Below are 16,134 nucleotides of genomic sequence, written 5' to 3'. Positions count from 1 at the left end.
GTGCGCGGGGATTTTCCCCGCCTCGGCCCCGCCGCCCGCGCGCCCGGCCCGGCCCGGCCAGGCCCGAACCCGCCGCCCGTCACCGGCTACCAGTCACCGGCCACCCGTCACCCGTCACCCATTGCCCGCTGCCGCTCCCGCGCCAGAGGTGGTCACATCAGCAGGTCGTCCACCTGTGCCTCGCCCTCCCGGTACCGGCGCGCGATCTCCGCGCTGGAGTCGTCCGCCGTGTGCTGGAGGCTCTGGCGGCTGCGGGAGACCTGCTGCTCGTAGCGGACGAGGCGGCCCATCGCGTCGGTGAGTTCGGTGTCCGTGCGGGCGGCGAGGTCGGAGAGCTCGACCTCGGCCAGCATCGCGGCGGCCAGTCGCCCGTACTCCTCGTTGTGCGGGGTGCCCAGCGTGACGTGGCGGGCGGAGGAGCGCTGGCGCGCGGGGGCGTCGGTGAGGATCTCCGACAGCCGGTCCACGACGGAGCCCTCGCCCGCCGGGGAACGGCGGGCCAGCTCCGCGCGCAGGATGTCGATACGGCCCTGGAGGAGCCGCCGGACATAGCTGAGGTCGGCCTCGTCGCGCTGCGCGTCCCGGCGCAGGGTGCGCAGCTCGGGCAGGCTCAGTACGGCGAGGTCGGGCTCGGCCGGGCCGGTGGGCGACCACTGCCCCGGTACGCCGCCGTCCCGGTCCGTGCGTTGCCCGGTACTCGGTGTGCTCATGTGCCTCAACCGTCCCCTCGACCGGCGTGTGGAAGCATCGTGCCACCCCCGGTGGCCGCTATGTGACCGAGTGCCCCCGAACGGCCCAGATGGACGGTTAATGGACGGTTGAAGGATCATTGGACGACCCCCCGGACACCCGCACACACGTACGTCTGGGTCCCCGCGTCCCCGCAGCCCCGGGCCCCGCGTTCCCGGACACCCGGAGATCGCGCGTCCGCCGCGCCACGGCATCATGGGGGCCATGCGTGCAGTGGTTCAGCGGGTCGACGGCGCGAGCGTCGTCGTCGAGGGCGAGACGGTCGGGGAGATCAGCGGCGAGGGACTGTGTGTCCTGGTCGGGGTCAGTCATGAGGACACCAAGGAGAAGGCGGCCCAACTCGCCCGCAAACTCTGGTCGATCCGCATGCTCCAGGACGAGAAGTCGTGCAGCGACATCGACGCACCGCTGCTCGTCATCAGCCAGTTCACCCTGTACGGCGACGCCCGCAAGGGCCGCCGCCCCACCTGGAACGCCGCCGCCCCCGGCGATGTGGCCGAACCCCTCGTCGACGAGGTCGTGGCCCGACTCCGCGCCCTGGGAGCCACCGTGGCCACGGGCCGCTTCGGCGCCCAGATGCGCGTGACCCTGACCAACGACGGCCCGTTCACGGTCCTGGTCGAGATCTGAAAGCCGTCCCGACCGGGTGTTTACGACCGGGTGCCAACTGGGGACAACTCCTTAGAGTTGGCAGTCCAATTGGTCGACATGACCGCTCAGCAGCCGAACACCCTTCTCCCTGTCAGCCCAGGTGAGCCAGGTTCTCGGGTTGTCGGACAGCCAGTCGCGGGGCTCGTGACAGCGGGCCCCGGACAGCGGTGGACCCCGCCGGGGAGGAACATCCCGGCGGGGCGCCCGTCGTCTGCGTCGTACTTTCCGTACCGCAGGCAGGGGAGCATCGCCCCCTGCGTCCTCCGTCCCCAAATTCCGTACGTCTGGGGTGTGTTGGCCGTCCCGGCCGCTGGGCATCTCTCGGAGCACAGAACATCACGGCATATGCGGCTGTCACCGCGTGGCCGTGACGAGGCAGTTCGCCTCTCGTTCCACCCGTCATTCACCTGGGCTGACGTGATCACCGATGTGATCGTCGAAGGGAGAGCCGGCATGCAATCCGACCCGCCGACAGGACAGGACCCTGGACACCCGAACGGCGCCGACAGCGGCGGCATCGCTCGGATTCCGATGTCGAACGCCGTCACGGCTGTGATCATCGCGGTCGCCGCGCTGGCCGGCGCCATCACCGTGCTCATCGTGATGCCCGGGGTGCTGGAAGCTCTCGGCAGTGCCGTGACGATCACCGGCCTGGGCTTCACCCTGGCAGGCAAGATCGCCATCCCCAAGTGACGACCGCGCCCCGCCGTCCTACGGCTCGACCACGAGTTCCTGGGACGCGGCTGTCGTGTCGGCCACCAGGGGGGCGTCCGGCGGGGTGTTGCGCTTGATCAGGGCCAGGGCGACCGGGCCGAGTTCGTGGTGGCGTGCGGATGTGGTGATGAAGCCGATCCTGCGGCCGTCGGGGCCGTCGTCCGCGAGGCGGATGCCGGTGCCGGCCGGGGGCAGGTGGACCTCGCTGCCGTCGAGGTGGAGGAAGACCAGACGGCGCGGGGGCTTGCCGAGGTTCTGGACGCGGGCGACCGTCTCCTGGCCTCGGTAGCAGCCCTTCTGGAGGTGGACGGCGGTGCCGATCCAGCCCAGCTCGTGCGGGATGGTGCGGTGGTCGGTCTCGAAGCCGAGGCGGGGGCGGTGGTGTTCCACGCGCAGCGCCTCGTAGGCCAGGATGCCGGCCGCGGGGCCGGCCTTCTCGGCGTACGCCTCCAGGTTCGCGCGCGGCAGGAAGAGGTCACGGCCGTACGGCGTCTCGCGGACGACCGCGCCCTGCGGGGGCTCGGCGATCGAACCGGCGGGCAGATGGACGACGGCGGTGTCGGCGGTGCGGTCCGCGGTCTCCACCCGGTAGAAGAACTTCATCGACTCCAGGTAGGCGAGGAGCGCCTCCTGGGTGCCGGGCTCGACATGGGCCCACACGGTCGTGCCGTCGTCGACCAGGTAGAGCGCGTGCTCGATGTGGCCGTTGGCGGAGAGGATCAGCGCCTCGGTGGCCTGGCCGACGGGCAGCTCGCTGACGTGCTGGGTGAGCAGCAGGTGCAGCCAGCTCAGCCGGTCGTCCCCGGTGACGGTGATGACGCCCCGGTGGGAGAGGTCCACGAAACCGGTGCCGTCGGCGAGAGCGCGCTGCTCGCGGAACAGGTCGCCGTAGTGGGCGGCGACGTCTTCGTCCACGCCCTCGGCGGGAACGGCGCCGGGCAGGGACAGCAGAGGGCTCTTCATGTGTCTACCCTACGACTCGGTAGTTGAAGTCTTCAATGAACAGTCGCGGCAGCGGCCGAAGATCGCGAAGTGCTTCATGTCCGTCTCGAAGCCGAACTCGCTGCGCAGCTTGGCGGTGAAGTCGGCGGCCACCTGCACATCCGCCTCGATCACGTTCTCGCAGTCGCGGCAGACCAGGTGGAGGTGGTGGTGGCGGTCGGCGAGATGGTACGTCGGCGCCCCGTGCCCGAGGTGGGCATGGCTGACGAGGCCCAGCTCCTCCAGCAGCTCAAGAGTCCTGTACACCGTGGAAATGTTGACCCCCGACGCCGTCTTCTTCACTTCCGTGAGGATGGCGTCGGGGGTCGCGTGCTCAAGGGTGTCCACGGCTTCCAGCACGAGTTGCCGCTGCGGCGTCAGTCGATAGCCGCGCTGCCTGAGGTCGCTCTTCCAATCGGTGCTCACCACACAGAAGAGTCTAGGACTACTTGAAGAAGGCGATCCCGTCGTCCGGCATGTCGTCGGGCAGGGCCTTGGCCCAGCGCTCGACATCCTCCGGGGTGACGACCTTCTTCAGGTGCGCGGACATGTAGGGGCGCAGCTCGACCTCGGGGGTCTGCTTCTCGCCGACCCACATCAGGTCGCTGTTCACATAGCCGTACAGACGCTTGCCGCCGCTGTAGGGGCCGGAGGCCGCCGTACGGGCCACCGCGTCCGTGACCAGGTCGATCTGCGGCTTCTGCTTGGCCAGGTCGCCGTACCAGATCTCCACGACGCCGTCGTCGCGCACCATCGTCACCTCGACCTTGCGGTCGGCGTCGACGCGCCAGAAGCCGTACTCGGACTCCAGGGGGCGGACCTTGTTGCCGTCGTTGTCGAGCACCCACGTGTGCGAGCGGTACTCCAGGAAGTCACGGCCGTCGTGCGTGAAGGAGACCTCCTGCCCGAAGTTGCACTTCTCGGAGCCGGGGAAGTCGTGCACTCCCGCGCCCGCCCAGTTGCCGAGCAGGAAGACGAGGGGGACGAGGTCCTTGTGGAGGTCGGACGGGATCTCGATCATGAGCTTCTACTGTTCCTGGATCGCGTGGGAGGGGTCAGCGCTGGCCCTGGTACAGCTTCTTCACCGTCAGACCGGCGAAGGCGAGGACGCCGACGCAGACCAGGACGAGCAGGGACTCGAAGAAAACCTCAAGCACGGGGTGCTCCTTGATGAGCGAGGGTGGGCGGTACCAGATCCGGGCCCCAGCTTAGTCGGCCGGGGCCCGGGGTTCTCTGCGAGGTGCCCCGACGGGGTCAGCGGAGCAGCTGGCCCTGGAGCACGACCGTCTGCCAGAAGGGCGTGGCCTCCGCGCCGCCCGCGCGGGACTGCACCACCAGCGCGAGGACGTCCCCCGCCGAAAGGTACGCCTGGCGGACCTGCTCCTTGCCGTACGGCTTGACCTCGAGGTAAGGAGCACGCACGACGCCGGGCAGTTCCGACTCCAAGGGGAACTGCTCGTCCCGGGTGTACCCCCCGTCCGACCCCCGCACCTCGAACTGCGGGCTGTTGTAGTTGGTGAGCCGGTCGGAGTACAGCGTGTCCACGACGGCCGCGGTGCCGAACTGCAGGAGGTAGATCCGCGTGTGGGTGCCGTCCGGCATGGTCCAGCCGCGGGCCGCCACATGGCGCAGCCCCTGGTCGACGAAGTCGTGCCGGAGAGCGTCCACGTCGTCGTCCTGCGCGTACTCCTTCAGGAGGTCCTTCGTCGACAGCCAGCCGTCCTGCCCCTCCAGCGCCTTGTCGGTCTTCGCACCCTCGGGTGCGGGCAGCAGGAGCTCGCGCAGGTCCGCGTAGTGGCTGCCTGCCGGGTTCGACCCGGCGAACGGACCCGGGCTGCCGGAGGGCAGCGGCGGCTTCACGAGCTCCGGGTAGTCCCAGCGCCCGTCCGACTCGGTCGCGAGCCCCGGGACGTCCGTACGCTCCATCCGGCTGACGCCGTACGCCGTGCCCACGCCGGCGACCGCGAACACGACGACGGTGGTGGTCCACCGCAGTACGGCCCGCAGCACCCGCCGGTTCCTCGGCGCGGCCGGGACGACGAGCGGCGGAGGCACCGCGGGCACCGCAGGCGCCACGGGCGGCGCAGAGGGTACCGGCGGCACAACCGGTTCGGTCTCGATCTCGGGCTCGGTGCTGGTCTCGGCCTCGGGCTCGGTCCTGGTCTCGGTCTCGGTCTCGGTCCTGGTCTGCTCGGTCATACCGCCTCCCCCGGCTCCGCGATGCGATCGAGCTGTTCGGCGAGAAGTGTCACGATCTCCTCGGTGGGCAACGGCTTGACGCCGAAGGCGGTGGCGCTGATCAGGATGTCTCCCTGGTAGGCGGAGCAGTACATCGCGTCGAGCGCCAGGTCCGCGTCCTTGGGCAGCAGGAAGCACTTGGCGTTCTTGAAGCCCTTGACCTCGGGACCTTTACGGAAGAGGTCCAGGGCGTCGATGAAGGCGTTCTGGGACGTCACGATGTCCTTGGCGGCGGCCCTCCGCTCCATCTGGGTCAGCGTGATCTCGACCGAGGAGACACCCGATCCCGTGCTGCCGTACGTACTGACATAGCTGCGCATCACCATGCCGGTGGTCGCCTGCCTGTCGATCTGCTTCTCCAGTTGCCGGCGCTGTGTCCGGGGCAGGCCGGTCAGCGACTTCTTGCGCAGCGCGGTCGCCTCGGCGCCGCTGAGTGCCACGTCGGAGCCGTACTCGGCGATGTCCGGGCCCCGGTTCCAGTAGTGGGTCCCGTACGGCACCAGCATCCCGGCCAGTCCTTCGGCGTCGGCGGGCCGCTTCTCGTCCGTCGTGGCCTTCGGGAAGTCCCAGACCGGGGCACCGGCGTCCCGGTCGGCGCCGTCCACGGTCACGACCGTGTACCCGACACCGGACACGACCGCGCCGACCAGCAGCACGCTCCCGGCGATCGCGAGAACACGACCGCGGCCACGAGCACGGCGGACGGGCTTCCCGGCCTGCTCGGCGGGTACGGCGGACCCGTCGACCGCGGGCCCAGACCCAGGCACGACCTCCGGCAGGACCTCCGGCTCGACCTCGGACACGGCCTCGGACACGGCCTCGGCCTCGGGCTCAGGCACGCTCTCGGGCTCGACCGGCTCGTTCTGGTTCTCCGTCACAGCCGCTCCATCTGCCGCTTCGCGAGGTCCATGATCCTCTTCTTGCTGATCGGCTCGGTGTCGTAGACCCAGACCTCCACCGCGATGTCCCCGCGAAAGGCATGTGCCTCCGCGCTGTACATCGGCATGTATCCCGGCTCGGTCCGGGGCTTGTTGTGGACGTACGCCGTCCCGTCCCCGGTGCCCGGGACGACCCAGACGTCGGTGTCGTCCTCCTCGTACGCCCAGTACTGGCCGTCGCCCGCGGCGTCGGCGGCCGCGAGGTACTCCTCCTGCCGGTACTGGACCAGCCGGATCTCCACCGCGAGGTGGCCGCTCTTCCAGCCGGTGACGGCCGCGCGGCGGAACTGGTCGTCGATGAGGTTCTCGAAGGCCCCGCCCGGCTTCTTGTACTCGTCGGCGTAGGCATCAAGGCTCATCCAGTCGGCGCCCTCGGCGAGCCAGTCGGCCTTCTGCGCCCCGCGCGGCTTCTTCAGCAGCAGCTCGCGCAGATCGCCGTCCACCTTGACCTGCCGGTCCTGGGCGGCGGACAGCGGTACGACCTCCCCCTTCGCCTGGCGAAGGCTCGGCTGCGACAGCGGTGGCAGGGCCGTGGGCTCGTGGCCGGCCTGGACGACGAAGCCGGTGCAGGTGCCCGCGACGGCCCCCAGCACGGCGGCGGTGGCGACGAGCAGCGTCGTACGGCCCCGGCGGCGCGGCGGCGGACCGGACAAGTCGAACTCCGGTTCCGCTACCGGTCTTTCCTCTGTTTCTGGTACTTCCAAGACGTCCCCCCACAGAACGTGAATCGCGTATTCCGAATGCGCGCACAGGAGACTCACGGGTGGGGAAAGAGGTTGTCGCGCCGTTGATTACGATTCAGCCATGGCGAAGAAGCTCGTGATCAAGGTGACTGCTGGGGCCGATGCCCCGGAGCGGTGCTCTCAGGCGTTCACGGTCGCGGCGGTGGCCGTCGCGAGCGGCGTCGAGGTGTCGCTGTGGCTGACCGGCGAGTCCGCGTGGTTCGCGCTGCCGGGCCGGGCCGCCGGGTTCGAACTCCCGCACGCCGCCCCGCTCCCCGACCTCATCGACTCCGTCCTCGCCGCGGGGACGCTCACGCTGTGCACGCAGTGCGCCGCCCGGCGGGACATCACCGAGAAGGACGTGATCGAGGGGGTGCGGATCGCCGGGGCCCAGGTCTTCGTCCAGGAGGCGATGGCGGACGGCACCCAGGCGCTCGTCTACTGACCCGCGGCGGATCCGCTCGCGCTACGGGCGGCGCTTCTTGCCGTCCAGTTCGTCCCACCACTCGTCGGACTTCGGGTCGCCGGACGGGTCGTCCCACCAGCGGTCGTCGGGGCCCCGCCGGTTGGCGACCATCGCGGCGACCGGGGGGATCAGCATCGCGACCACGCACATGCCGACCGCGACCGGGACCGACCACAGACGTACGACGCCCCAGGCCAGGACGAACAGGCCGATGCAGGTGCCCATCATGGCGAAGTAGACGTGCCGTCGTCGCGCCAGCATGTCTCCAGCGTAGGACGGACGACGGAGAAAGGCGGAAGGGCCGTGTCCGGGTTCCGAGGAACCCGGACACGGCCCTTCGCCGTTCAGGCGTGCCGTCAGACGGCGATCGCGACCTCCGCGAGGTCGCCCTTCTCCGCGACGACGACCGTACGGTCCGCCGTCCCGCCCGGCACCAGCGCGCGCACGGTCCAGGTGCCCTCGGCCGCGTAGAAGCGGAACTGGCCCGTGGCGGAGGTGGGGACCTCGGCGGTGAACTCGCCCGTCGAGTCCAGCAGACGCACGTAGCCCGTCACCGGCTCGCCGTCCTTGGTCACCTGACCCTGGATCGTGGTCTCACCGGGCTTGATCGTCGAGGCGTCGGGGCCGCCGGCCTTCGCTCCACACATGTCTTTCTCCAGATTCAGAAGGGGTCTGACCGGGAAGGAAGGCCGGTCGGTCGGGACTGCGGGGTCTTACTTGGCGGCGCCGAGCTCGATCGGGACGCCGACGAGGCTGCCGTACTCGGTCCAGGAGCCGTCGTAGTTCTTGACGTTCTCGACACCGAGCAGCTCGTGCAGGACGAACCAGGTCAGGGCCGAGCGCTCGCCGATGCGGCAGTACGCGATGGTGTCCTTGGCGAGGTCGACCTGCTCGTCGACGTAGAGCTCCTTGAGCTCGTCGTCCGACTTGAAGGTGCCGTCGTCGTTGGCGTTCTTCGACCACGGGATGTTGCGGGCGGACGGGACGTGGCCCGGACGCTGCGACTGCTCCTGCGGAAGGTGCGCCGGGGCGAGCAGCTTGCCGCTGAACTCGTCGGGCGACCGCACGTCGACCAGGTTCTGCGAGCCGATGGCCGCCACGACGTCGTCGCGGAAGGCGCGGATCGCGGTGTTCTGCGGCTTGGCCTTGTAGTCGGTGGCGGCCCGCTCCGGGACCTCCTCGACCAGCTCGCGGGCGTCCAGCTCCCACTTCTTGCGACCGCCGTCGAGCAGCTTGACGCTGTCGTGGCCGTACAGCTTGAAGTACCAGTAGGCGTAGGAGGCGAACCAGTTGTTGTTGCCGCCGTAGAGGATCACCAGGGTGTCGTTGGCGATGCCCTTCGCGGACAGAAGCTTCTCGAAGCCCTCCTGGTCGACGAAGTCACGGCGTACCGGGTCCTGGAGGTCCTTGGTCCAGTCGATCCGGATGGCGTTGCGGATGTGGTTCTTCTCGTAGGCGGACGTGTCTTCGTCCACCTCCACGATCGCGATGTTCGCGTTGTCGAGGTTGGCCTCGACCCAGTCGGCGTCTACGAGGACGTCGCTGCGGCTCATGCTCTTTCTCCTCCGGGGCAGTTGCGGCGGGGTGTGCGGGGTGCCTTCCGGCGGCTTGGCCGGGGGCGCGCAGGGGTGATCCCTGGCTGCTGCGCGAGGCAGGCGTCGGGAAACGCGACGGCAGAGGGCCGTCGCTCAGAAAGTGCGACAGAGCATGGCGGCAACGCGGCACAGGTCCACTGCCCGCCGCTTCGTGAGATCCGCCTGTCCCCGTGGCCGGAGGACACTCGAGTAGCACTGCATGGCGTCGAGCTTAAGGACGGATACCGGGGCATGTCACCGGTGTGTCGCATCCTGAGACGCGATCGTCCGGAATATGGGATGGGATCTTCCCTCACCCCGTGCCCGCACGGGTTCCGGGCCTCGGGGGCCCGTGTCACGGCTACTGGGCGGACGTCCCCGTCTCGCCCTTCGGACGCCCGATGTCCATCGGAGGCCGTCCTACCCCGCCAGCGGGACGTTCGAACCCTTCACGGTGATCTCCACGCCGTTCTCCGCCGCCACGACCTTGTCGAGCTTCACCCCGCCGGGCAGGGCGCCGATCTTGACCCGGGAGATGTCGAGCGCCTGGCCGCCCAGCTTGTCCACCGCGTCGACGTGCAGCTTCACCGTGTCGTCCGTGACGGTGACGGAGCCGACCACGGGGACCGAGAGACCGGCGGCCTCGACGGTGGCCTTGTACTTGCCGTTGCCGCCGTAGGCGAGGCTGGTGACCTTGCCGTCGATGCCGAGGGGCAGGTCGACCGGGTCGTCCTTGATGGCGTCCAGCAGCTCGGCGTAGGAGATCGTCGCGGTGCCGGAGGCGGTGGCGGCGGTCGCGGAGCTGTAGTCGCCGGAGAAGGTGACCGACCGGAACACGGCGTCGATCCCGTCGATCCGGATCTTCCCGCCCTCGGTCCCGGTGTCGGCCTCGTAGTCCTTGATGTCTATCTCGGTCTCGTCCAGCGTCCCGGCGGCGACCTGGGTGAGGAAGGGGAAGCCCTTGATGGAGACGTCGGGCGCGGAGGCGAGACCCTCTCTGCTCTGCAGCTTGTCCGCGACCTCGCCCTCGGCGAAGTACACCGCGACCCGGTCCGCGATCACGAAGAGGCCGCCCAGAACGACGACGACGATCAGAAGTATTCGCAGTGCGCGCATTCTTCGGTCTTCCCCCACCTAGGCGGTCTACGTGGTTTCACCGTAGCGCCGGGGACCAGGGCCCCCGGCGCTTTGTAGATCACCTGTGACAGGAGGGACCCGGGAGTCGGGCCCGCCGGCCCGCTCAGCCCAGCGCCCGGCCCAGCACGTAGACCGCGGGGGCCGCGGCGGCCAGCGGCAGGGCCACGCCCGCCGTGAAGTGCACGAACCGGGACGGGTAGTCGTAGCTCGCGACCCGGTGGCCGATCAGCGCGCACACACCCGCGCCCGCGCCCAGCAGCGCGCCCTCGGAGCCGATCCCGGTCATACCGCCCACCGCGATGCCCGCGCCCGCGGCGGCGAGCAGGGAGACGACGACGGAGGCCGGCGTCGGCAGCGGCAGCGCGCGCGCCAGCACGGCGACCGCGACCCCGGCCGCGCCGACCGTCACCGCGTCCGCGTCGGCCGCGAGGTACCCGGCGGCGACGATCGCCAGCGCCGAGGAGGTGACGGTGGCCATCAGGCCGTACATCCGCTCGTCCGGGTCGGCGTGCGAACGCAGCTGGAGGACCAGGCAGAGCAGCACCCACACGCCGAGCGTGCCGAGGATCGCCGAGGGCGCCCGGTCGGCGACGAGCAGCGCGGCGTCCGCGACGAGCGCCCCGAGGAACGCCAGCGCGATGCCCTGGCGGGCGGGCCACATGCCGTTCAGCCGGAACCAGCCCGCCGCGGTCACCGCCTGGAGCGCCACCAGCGGCACGAGCAGGGCGTACGACCCGACGGCCGCCGCGCCCGACAGGAGCAGGCCGAGCAGCGCGGTGAGCGCGGCGGGCTGCATGCCGGGTTCGATGACCGGGGAGCGGCCCTCGGCGCGGGCGCGCTGGGCGTCGGTGACCCGGGTGTTGCCGCCGAGCGTGGCGGGACCGTAGTCACCGCCGTCGGGGGCGGCGGGCTGCGGCGCCTGCGCGTACGGCTGGGGCTGCGGCTGGGGCTGCTCCGCCCGGTACGCCGGGGCCGGTGGCGCCGGCTCATAGGTCTGCGGCGGGAGATACGCCGTCTCGGCGGGGGACACCGGGGGCACGGGCGCCTGGTGCACCTGGGTCTCCCAGGTCTGGCCCTGCCACTGCTGGGTGTGCTGCCCGTCGGCGTGCGGATCCTCGTACGCCTGCTGCCAGTACGGGTCGTACCCCTGCTGGTACTGCTGACCCTCGTACGGCTGGTTGCTCATCGTCACCCTCCTGCGAACGGCGGGAGCACCTCGACCGTGCCGCCGTCGGCCAGCCGTACCGTCTCATGCCCGCGGGTGCCCACGGGATCACCGTCGACGAGGAAGGAGCATCGCAGCAGCACGCGCGGGAGTTCGCCGGGGTGTCGCCCGCGCACCGCGTCGAGCGCGTCGGCGAGCGTCTCGGCGTCGAACGCCTCCTCGGCGATCCCGGCCGCGGCCTTCGCGGCGGCCCAGTAGCGCACCGTGACCTTTGGCATCCGCTGCTTCCTCTGTCGGTCCGTATCAGTTGCCGCCCCAGGCTAGCCGCCCGCTGTGACAGCCCAGTCCCCGATGCGGGCCAGCAGTTCCGCGGAGACCGCGTGCTCGGCGTGGCCCATGGGCTCCAGCCACAGGTCGGCGTGGCCGCCGGCCGCAGCGGCCAGCATGCGGGGGTGGTCCAAGGGGAAGTAGCCGTCGCGGTCGCCGTGGACGATGAGCAGCGGGACGGGGGCGATCCCCGGGACGGCCTCGACCGGTGAGAGCGGGACCGGGTCCCACTCCTGGCGGTCGATACGGGTGCGGAAACCGTAGCGGCCGACGAGCCGGCCCGCGGGGCGGGTCACCAGCCAGTGGAGCCTCCGCATGGGGGCGGTGCCCCGGTAGTACCAGCGGGCGGGCGCGCTCACCGAGACGACCGCGTCCGTGTGCGCATCCGTGTGCGATTCCCCGTCCGTACGCGCCGCCGTGTGCGCTTCCGTGCGCCCCTCGTGCTCCGGCGGATGGAGCGCCGCGTGCCGCAGCACCACGGAGCCGCCCATGGAGAAGCCGACGGTCACCACGCGCGCGTGCCCGAGCGAGCGGGCCCACGCCACGGCGGCGGCCAGATCCAGCACCTCGCGGTCGCCGACCGTCGAGCGCCCGCCGGAGGCGCCGTGCCCGCGGAAGGAGAAAGTGACCACGGCCCCGTACTGCGCGAACGCCTCCGCCACCCGTCGAACATGCGGTCGGTCCAGATCGCCGGTGAATCCATGGGCGATCACGAACACCAGGTCACGGGCGGGTGTCCGGGAGCCGTCGTATACGACCGCCGGCGGTTCGTATACGGAATCGATCGTGATCCCGTCCTCCGTGGTCAGAAGCGTCCGCAAAGGGGGGCTTTTGATCGTCTCGCCATACGGACTGTCCGTGGATCGCACCACATGACCTGCCGGACCGTTGCTCATGTGGGCTATTCTGCTGGGCAGAGGACTCGGGCGATGTAGCCCCCGGGTCCTTTTGTGCTTTCGGAAGCGTTGTATACGAAACGGGAAACCTCAGGTGACCGCGGGTATACAGGGCCTCGGAGAGCACAGCGCAGTGCCGCACCGCACACGTCCTCGCAGGGACCGAGGAGGAACCAGACAAATGAGTTCTCTGCTGCTCCTGACCAATGCCCTCCAGCCGTCGACGGAGGTGCTGCCCGCGCTCGGCCTGCTCCTGCACAACGTGCGTGTGGCCCCCGCCGAGGGCCCGGCACTGGTCGACACCCCGGGCGCCGATGTCATCCTCATCGACGGCCGCCGCGATCTGCCCCAGGTGCGCAGCCTGTGTCAGCTGCTGCGCTCGACGGGACCGGGCTGTCCGCTCATCCTCGTCGTCACCGAGGGCGGCCTCGCCGCCGTCACCGCCGACTGGGGCATCGACGACGTACTTCTCGACACCGCCGGCCCCGCCGAGGTCGAGGCCCGCCTCCGGCTCGCCATGGGCCGGCAGCAGATCGTCAACGACGACTCCCCCATGGAGATCCGCAACGGCGACCTGTCCGTCGACGAGGCCACGTACAGCGCCAAGCTCAAGGGCCGGGTCCTGGACCTGACCTTCAAGGAGTTCGAACTCCTCAAATACCTCGCCCAGCACCCGGGCCGCGTCTTCACCCGCGCCCAGCTGCTCCAGGAGGTCTGGGGATACGACTACTTCGGCGGCACCCGCACGGTCGACGTGCACGTACGACGGCTGCGGGCCAAGCTCGGCCCCGAGCACGAGTCGCTCATCGGAACCGTCCGGAACGTCGGTTATCGATTCGTTACGCCCGAGAAGGGCGAGCGGGCCACGGACGACGCGAAGGCCAGGAGCGCCCGAGCAAACACGGAGGATGCGGACGAGTCGGCCGCGCTCGACGGCGCACGGGTCGACGCGGACGCCTAGCACACGCTCGGGCAGGGCGCAGGGAGGCTCCCTCACGCCCTGCCCAGAGCGGGTCCATCCGCGTAGACTCCGCGCGTGGCCAAGGTGACTAGAGATGATGTGGCGCGGCTGGCGGGAACATCCACCGCCGTCGTCAGTTATGTCATCAACAACGGACCCCGGCCGGTCGCCCCGGCCACGCGCGAGCGCGTTCTCGCCGCGATCAAGGAACTGGGGTACCGGCCCGACCGGGTCGCGCAGGCGATGGCCTCGCGGCGGACCGATCTCATAGGTCTGATCATCCCCGACGCCCGTCAGCCGTTCTTCGGCGAGATGGCGCACGCGGTCGAACAGGCCGCCTCCGAGCGCGGGAAGATGGTGCTCGTCGGCAACACGGACTACGTCGCCGAGCGCGAGGTCCACTATCTGCGCGCCTTCCTCGGCATGCGGGTCTCCGGACTGATCCTCGTGAGCCACGCCCTGAACGATCTCGCCGCCGCCGAGATAGAGGCCTGGGACGCCCGGGTCGTGCTGCTGCACGAACGCCCCGAGGCCATCGACGACGTCGCCGTCGTCACGGACGACCTCGGCGGCGCCGAGGCCGCCGTCAAGCACCTGCTGGAGCACGGGCACGCGTTCGTCGCGTGCATGGGCGGCACCGCCGAGACCCCGTCCGTCGGCGACCCCGTCTCCGACCACGTCGAGGGCTGGCGGCGGGCCATGGACGAGGCCGGCATCCCGACCGCGGGCCGCCTCTTCGAGGCACCGTACAACCGCTACGACGCCTACAAGGTGGCCCTGGACGTCCTCTCCGGTCCCGACCGGCCGACCGCGTTCTTCTGCTCCACCGACGACCAGGCGGTCGGTCTGCTGCGCGCGGCGCGCGAACTGCGCATCGACGTGCCCGGGGAGCTGGCCGTGATCGGCTTCGACGACATCAAGGAAGCGGCGCTCACGGACCCGCCGATGACCACGATCGCCTCCGACCGGCCCGCCATGGCCCGGGCCGCGGTGGATCTCGTCCTGGACGACGGGCTGCGGGTCGCGGGGACGCGGCGGGAACGGCTGAAGGTGTTTCCGTCGCGGCTGGTGGTGCGGCGGTCCTGCGGCTGCGAGTGAGCACCGCGGAGGCGCTGCCGCGTCGCCGGCCCGCCGTCCGCGACGCTCCATGAGGCTTGTCTGAGAGCGGTCCGCGCTCGCCCTGATCCGGCTTTATATCGGGCAAACAAGGTTCTGGCGGCGTTCTCAGCGGGCACTCAGGGAGCTCTCATGGTCGAGGGACAAGCTCTTTTCCATGACCGAGAGCTTCCGCCGCGACGGCGAGTACGAGCAGTACGCCAACCCCTACCAGGGCGCCCAGCAGCACGCCTCCTCCCCCGTGGACCCGCAGTGGCCCGCCCCGCCGGCGCAGCCGCCCGCGCAGCCGGTGACGCACGCCGCGTACGACGGTGACGGCGGCCACGGCGGCGGCACCGCTCTTCTCACCGCCCTCCCGGCGGAGCCCGCGCCCGCTCCCAAGAAGCGCACCCGCGGTCCCGTCGCCCTGCTGGCGGCCGTCGCGATCGTCGCCGCGGCCATCGGCGGCGGCACCGCGTACGGCATCCAGGAGCTGACCGGCAGCGACACCGTCACCTCCAGCAGCACCAGCACCAACGTGGTGGCCTCCGCCGACAAGGGCACGGTCTCCGGGGTCGCCAAGGCGGTCAGCCCGAGCATCGTCGAGATCAACGCGACCCTCAGCAACGGGTCCTCGACCGGCTCCGGCGTGATCATCACCAGCGACGGCGAGATCATCACCAACAACCACGTCATCTCCGGCGCCACTTCGATCAAGGTCTCCCTGAGCGACGGCAAGGAGTACACCGCCCAGGTCGTCGGCACCGACGCCTCCAAGGACCTCGCCCTGATCAAGCTGGAGAACGCCTCCGGCCTCACCGCCGCGACCCTCGGCGACTCCGACGGCGTCCAGGTCGGCGACGAGGTCGTCGCGATCGGCTCCCCCGAGGGCCTCACCGGCACCGTCACCAGCGGCATCGTCTCCGCGCTCGACCGTGACGTCACCGTCTCGACCGACGAGAGCCAGAGCCAGAGCCAGGGCCAGGACAGCCAGGGCGGCGGCAACGGCCAGTGGCCCTTCCAGTTCGGCGGCCAGGAGTTCAACGGCGACACCGGCTCCTCCACGACGACCTACAAGGCCCTCCAGACCGACGCCTCCCTGAACCCCGGCAACTCCGGCGGCGCCCTGATCGACATGAACGGCAACATCATCGGCATCAACTCCGCGATGTACTCCGCCAGTTCGAGCTCCTCCTCGTCCGACGCGGGCAGCGTGGGCCTCGGCTTCGCGATCCCGATCAACACCGTCAAGTCCGACCTGTCGACCCTGCGGGCCGGCGGCACCAGCAACTGACCGGCGCCCGGCCCGTCCCGTAAGGAGCACGTCATGATCCAGCAGGTTTCCCACCAGGTGGCCTCCACCGGCCCGGCCGACCTCGGCCTGGCCCTCGCCGTGGCGTACGAGCTGAACGCTCCCGCCGCCCCGGTCCGCGCCCCCGAGGTCTCCACCCGGGCGGCCTCCCGCCGCTCGACGGCCCGCCGGCGCCCGGTGCGTGCCTGATCCGCCGGTTCTGCCCCT

The 16,134-nt window shown here is 70.5% G+C and carries 22 protein-coding genes; 7 read left to right on the top strand and 15 right to left on the bottom strand.

Translation table 11 applies throughout. The features are described from left to right. Window positions 1-152: 152 nt before the first annotated feature. Window positions 153-710 (bottom strand): aerial mycelium formation protein, encoded by a 558-nt coding sequence (locus tag ACIPSE_RS36380; protein WP_401671462.1) that lies wholly within the window; start codon window positions 708-710, stop codon window positions 153-155. Window positions 711-954: 244 nt separating this feature from the next. Between ACIPSE_RS36380 and dtd the strand changes: the two genes are divergently transcribed. Both dtd and ACIPSE_RS36370 read left to right on the top strand, forming a co-directional pair. Beyond that, the gene (gene dtd, locus ACIPSE_RS36375; RefSeq protein WP_401671459.1) at window positions 955-1,380 is read left to right on the top strand and encodes a D-aminoacyl-tRNA deacylase; all 426 of its coding nucleotides are present in this window, start codon (window positions 955-957) and stop codon (window positions 1,378-1,380) included. A gap of 438 nt (window positions 1,381-1,818) precedes the next feature. Next, a complete protein-coding gene (locus ACIPSE_RS36370) occupies window positions 1,819-2,094 on the top strand; it encodes a hypothetical protein (RefSeq protein WP_401671457.1) in 276 nt (91 codons plus the stop codon). Between the two features lie 18 nt (window positions 2,095-2,112). Here ACIPSE_RS36370 and ACIPSE_RS36365 read toward each other — a convergent pair whose 3' ends face one another. The 6 genes from ACIPSE_RS36365 to ACIPSE_RS36340 form a co-directional block, all read right to left on the bottom strand. After that, a complete protein-coding gene (locus ACIPSE_RS36365) occupies window positions 2,113-3,078 on the bottom strand; it encodes a YgfZ/GcvT domain-containing protein (RefSeq protein WP_401671455.1) in 966 nt (321 codons plus the stop codon). Window positions 3,079-3,087: 9 nt separating this feature from the next. Continuing rightward, window positions 3,088-3,525 carry a Fur family transcriptional regulator gene (locus ACIPSE_RS36360; protein ID WP_401671452.1) on the bottom strand — a complete coding sequence of 146 codons (438 nt, stop codon included), beginning with the start codon at window positions 3,523-3,525 and terminating at the stop codon, window positions 3,088-3,090. Window positions 3,526-3,541: 16 nt separating this feature from the next. Further along, window positions 3,542-4,117, bottom strand: a complete 576-nt coding sequence (locus ACIPSE_RS36355; protein WP_401671450.1) for an FABP family protein — start codon at window positions 4,115-4,117, stop codon at window positions 3,542-3,544. Window positions 4,118-4,350: 233 nt separating this feature from the next. Further along, window positions 4,351-5,295 (bottom strand): hypothetical protein, encoded by a 945-nt coding sequence (locus ACIPSE_RS36350; protein WP_401671448.1) that lies wholly within the window; start codon window positions 5,293-5,295, stop codon window positions 4,351-4,353. Further along, a complete protein-coding gene (locus tag ACIPSE_RS36345; protein WP_401671445.1) occupies window positions 5,292-6,212 on the bottom strand; it encodes a hypothetical protein in 921 nt (306 codons plus the stop codon). The genes ACIPSE_RS36350 and ACIPSE_RS36345 overlap by 4 nt, the downstream gene beginning before the upstream one ends. Next, a complete protein-coding gene (locus tag ACIPSE_RS36340) occupies window positions 6,209-6,925 on the bottom strand; it encodes a hypothetical protein (RefSeq protein ID WP_401671442.1) in 717 nt (238 codons plus the stop codon). The genes ACIPSE_RS36345 and ACIPSE_RS36340 overlap by 4 nt, the downstream gene beginning before the upstream one ends. 151 nt (window positions 6,926-7,076) lie before the next feature. On the opposite strand from ACIPSE_RS36340, the gene ACIPSE_RS36335 reads away from it, so the two are divergent. Then, window positions 7,077-7,439, top strand: a complete 363-nt coding sequence (locus tag ACIPSE_RS36335) for a DsrE family protein (protein ID WP_401671440.1) — start codon at window positions 7,077-7,079, stop codon at window positions 7,437-7,439. 21 nt (window positions 7,440-7,460) lie between these two features. Here the strand turns inward: ACIPSE_RS36335 and ACIPSE_RS36330 are convergent, their stop codons facing one another. The 8 genes from ACIPSE_RS36330 to ACIPSE_RS36295 all read right to left on the bottom strand — a co-directional run bounded on the left by ACIPSE_RS36330 (window position 7,461) and on the right by ACIPSE_RS36295 (window position 12,559). Then, complete coding sequence (locus ACIPSE_RS36330) at window positions 7,461-7,721, bottom strand: DUF3099 domain-containing protein (RefSeq protein WP_401671437.1); 261 nt, start codon at window positions 7,719-7,721, stop codon at window positions 7,461-7,463. Window positions 7,722-7,816: 95 nt separating this feature from the next. Continuing rightward, complete coding sequence (locus tag ACIPSE_RS36325; protein ID WP_401671434.1) at window positions 7,817-8,107, bottom strand: DUF1416 domain-containing protein; 291 nt, start codon at window positions 8,105-8,107, stop codon at window positions 7,817-7,819. Between the two features lie 66 nt (window positions 8,108-8,173). Next, window positions 8,174-9,013, bottom strand: a complete 840-nt coding sequence (locus tag ACIPSE_RS36320) for a sulfurtransferase (RefSeq protein WP_401671431.1) — start codon at window positions 9,011-9,013, stop codon at window positions 8,174-8,176. Between the two features lie 135 nt (window positions 9,014-9,148). Next, window positions 9,149-9,256 carry a putative leader peptide gene (locus ACIPSE_RS36315; protein ID WP_401671428.1) on the bottom strand — a complete coding sequence of 36 codons (108 nt, stop codon included), beginning with the start codon at window positions 9,254-9,256 and terminating at the stop codon, window positions 9,149-9,151. Window positions 9,257-9,454: 198 nt separating this feature from the next. Further along, on the bottom strand, window positions 9,455-10,150 hold the full coding sequence (locus ACIPSE_RS36310) for a DUF2993 domain-containing protein (RefSeq protein ID WP_401671426.1): 696 nt from the start codon (window positions 10,148-10,150) through the stop codon (window positions 9,455-9,457). Window positions 10,151-10,274: 124 nt separating this feature from the next. Then, a complete protein-coding gene (locus ACIPSE_RS36305) occupies window positions 10,275-11,357 on the bottom strand; it encodes a hypothetical protein (protein ID WP_401671423.1) in 1,083 nt (360 codons plus the stop codon). Window positions 11,358-11,359: 2 nt separating this feature from the next. Continuing rightward, window positions 11,360-11,614, bottom strand: a complete 255-nt coding sequence (locus ACIPSE_RS36300; RefSeq protein ID WP_401671420.1) for a MoaD/ThiS family protein — start codon at window positions 11,612-11,614, stop codon at window positions 11,360-11,362. Between the two features lie 42 nt (window positions 11,615-11,656). Next, window positions 11,657-12,559, bottom strand: a complete 903-nt coding sequence (locus ACIPSE_RS36295) for an alpha/beta hydrolase (protein ID WP_401671418.1) — start codon at window positions 12,557-12,559, stop codon at window positions 11,657-11,659. Between the two features lie 181 nt (window positions 12,560-12,740). Between ACIPSE_RS36295 and ACIPSE_RS36290 the strand changes: the two genes are divergently transcribed. The 4 genes from ACIPSE_RS36290 to ACIPSE_RS36275 all read left to right on the top strand — a co-directional run bounded on the left by ACIPSE_RS36290 (window position 12,741) and on the right by ACIPSE_RS36275 (window position 16,116). Beyond that, window positions 12,741-13,520, top strand: a complete 780-nt coding sequence (locus tag ACIPSE_RS36290; RefSeq protein WP_401671416.1) for a winged-helix domain-containing protein — start codon at window positions 12,741-12,743, stop codon at window positions 13,518-13,520. A 75-nt stretch (window positions 13,521-13,595) separates the two neighbouring features. Then, on the top strand, window positions 13,596-14,618 hold the full coding sequence (locus ACIPSE_RS36285; protein ID WP_401671413.1) for a LacI family DNA-binding transcriptional regulator: 1,023 nt from the start codon (window positions 13,596-13,598) through the stop codon (window positions 14,616-14,618). A 175-nt stretch (window positions 14,619-14,793) separates the two neighbouring features. Continuing rightward, on the top strand, window positions 14,794-15,909 hold the full coding sequence (locus ACIPSE_RS36280; RefSeq protein WP_401671411.1) for a S1C family serine protease: 1,116 nt from the start codon (window positions 14,794-14,796) through the stop codon (window positions 15,907-15,909). A gap of 33 nt (window positions 15,910-15,942) precedes the next feature. Beyond that, window positions 15,943-16,116 (top strand): hypothetical protein, encoded by a 174-nt coding sequence (locus tag ACIPSE_RS36275; RefSeq protein WP_401671409.1) that lies wholly within the window; start codon window positions 15,943-15,945, stop codon window positions 16,114-16,116. Window positions 16,117-16,134: the final 18 nt, after the last annotated feature.

The sequence above is a fragment of the Streptomyces sp. NPDC090106 genome, from assembly GCF_044747265.1.
Lineage (GTDB): Bacteria > Actinomycetota > Actinomycetes > Streptomycetales > Streptomycetaceae > Streptomyces.
Note: the sequence above shows the minus strand (reverse complement) of the source record. Positions and strands in the feature narration are given on the sequence as shown.

Excerpts from the sequence above, each read along its gene's own strand:
- ACIPSE_RS36315 (WP_401671428.1), bottom strand. The coding sequence starts at position 9,256 with ATGCAGTGCTACTCGAGTGTCCTCCGGCCACGGGGACAGGCGGATCTC.
- ACIPSE_RS36335 (WP_401671440.1), top strand. The coding sequence starts at position 7,077 with ATGGCGAAGAAGCTCGTGATCAAGGTGACTGCTGGGGCCGATGCCCCG.
- ACIPSE_RS36325 (WP_401671434.1), bottom strand. The coding sequence starts at position 8,107 with ATGTGTGGAGCGAAGGCCGGCGGCCCCGACGCCTCGACGATCAAGCCC.
- ACIPSE_RS36380 (WP_401671462.1), bottom strand. The coding sequence starts at position 710 with ATGAGCACACCGAGTACCGGGCAACGCACGGACCGGGACGGCGGCGTA.
- ACIPSE_RS36310 (WP_401671426.1), bottom strand. The coding sequence starts at position 10,150 with ATGCGCGCACTGCGAATACTTCTGATCGTCGTCGTCGTTCTGGGCGGC.
- dtd (WP_401671459.1), top strand. The coding sequence starts at position 955 with ATGCGTGCAGTGGTTCAGCGGGTCGACGGCGCGAGCGTCGTCGTCGAG.
- ACIPSE_RS36280 (WP_401671411.1), top strand. The coding sequence starts at position 14,794 with ATGACCGAGAGCTTCCGCCGCGACGGCGAGTACGAGCAGTACGCCAAC.
- ACIPSE_RS36275 (WP_401671409.1), top strand. The coding sequence starts at position 15,943 with ATGATCCAGCAGGTTTCCCACCAGGTGGCCTCCACCGGCCCGGCCGAC.
- ACIPSE_RS36355 (WP_401671450.1), bottom strand. The coding sequence starts at position 4,117 with ATGATCGAGATCCCGTCCGACCTCCACAAGGACCTCGTCCCCCTCGTC.
- ACIPSE_RS36295 (WP_401671418.1), bottom strand. The coding sequence starts at position 12,559 with ATGAGCAACGGTCCGGCAGGTCATGTGGTGCGATCCACGGACAGTCCG.
- ACIPSE_RS36350 (WP_401671448.1), bottom strand. The coding sequence starts at position 5,295 with ATGACCGAGCAGACCAGGACCGAGACCGAGACCGAGACCAGGACCGAG.
- ACIPSE_RS36320 (WP_401671431.1), bottom strand. The coding sequence starts at position 9,013 with ATGAGCCGCAGCGACGTCCTCGTAGACGCCGACTGGGTCGAGGCCAAC.
- ACIPSE_RS36365 (WP_401671455.1), bottom strand. The coding sequence starts at position 3,078 with ATGAAGAGCCCTCTGCTGTCCCTGCCCGGCGCCGTTCCCGCCGAGGGC.
- ACIPSE_RS36300 (WP_401671420.1), bottom strand. The coding sequence starts at position 11,614 with ATGCCAAAGGTCACGGTGCGCTACTGGGCCGCCGCGAAGGCCGCGGCC.
- ACIPSE_RS36290 (WP_401671416.1), top strand. The coding sequence starts at position 12,741 with ATGAGTTCTCTGCTGCTCCTGACCAATGCCCTCCAGCCGTCGACGGAG.
- ACIPSE_RS36305 (WP_401671423.1), bottom strand. The coding sequence starts at position 11,357 with ATGAGCAACCAGCCGTACGAGGGTCAGCAGTACCAGCAGGGGTACGAC.
- ACIPSE_RS36330 (WP_401671437.1), bottom strand. The coding sequence starts at position 7,721 with ATGCTGGCGCGACGACGGCACGTCTACTTCGCCATGATGGGCACCTGC.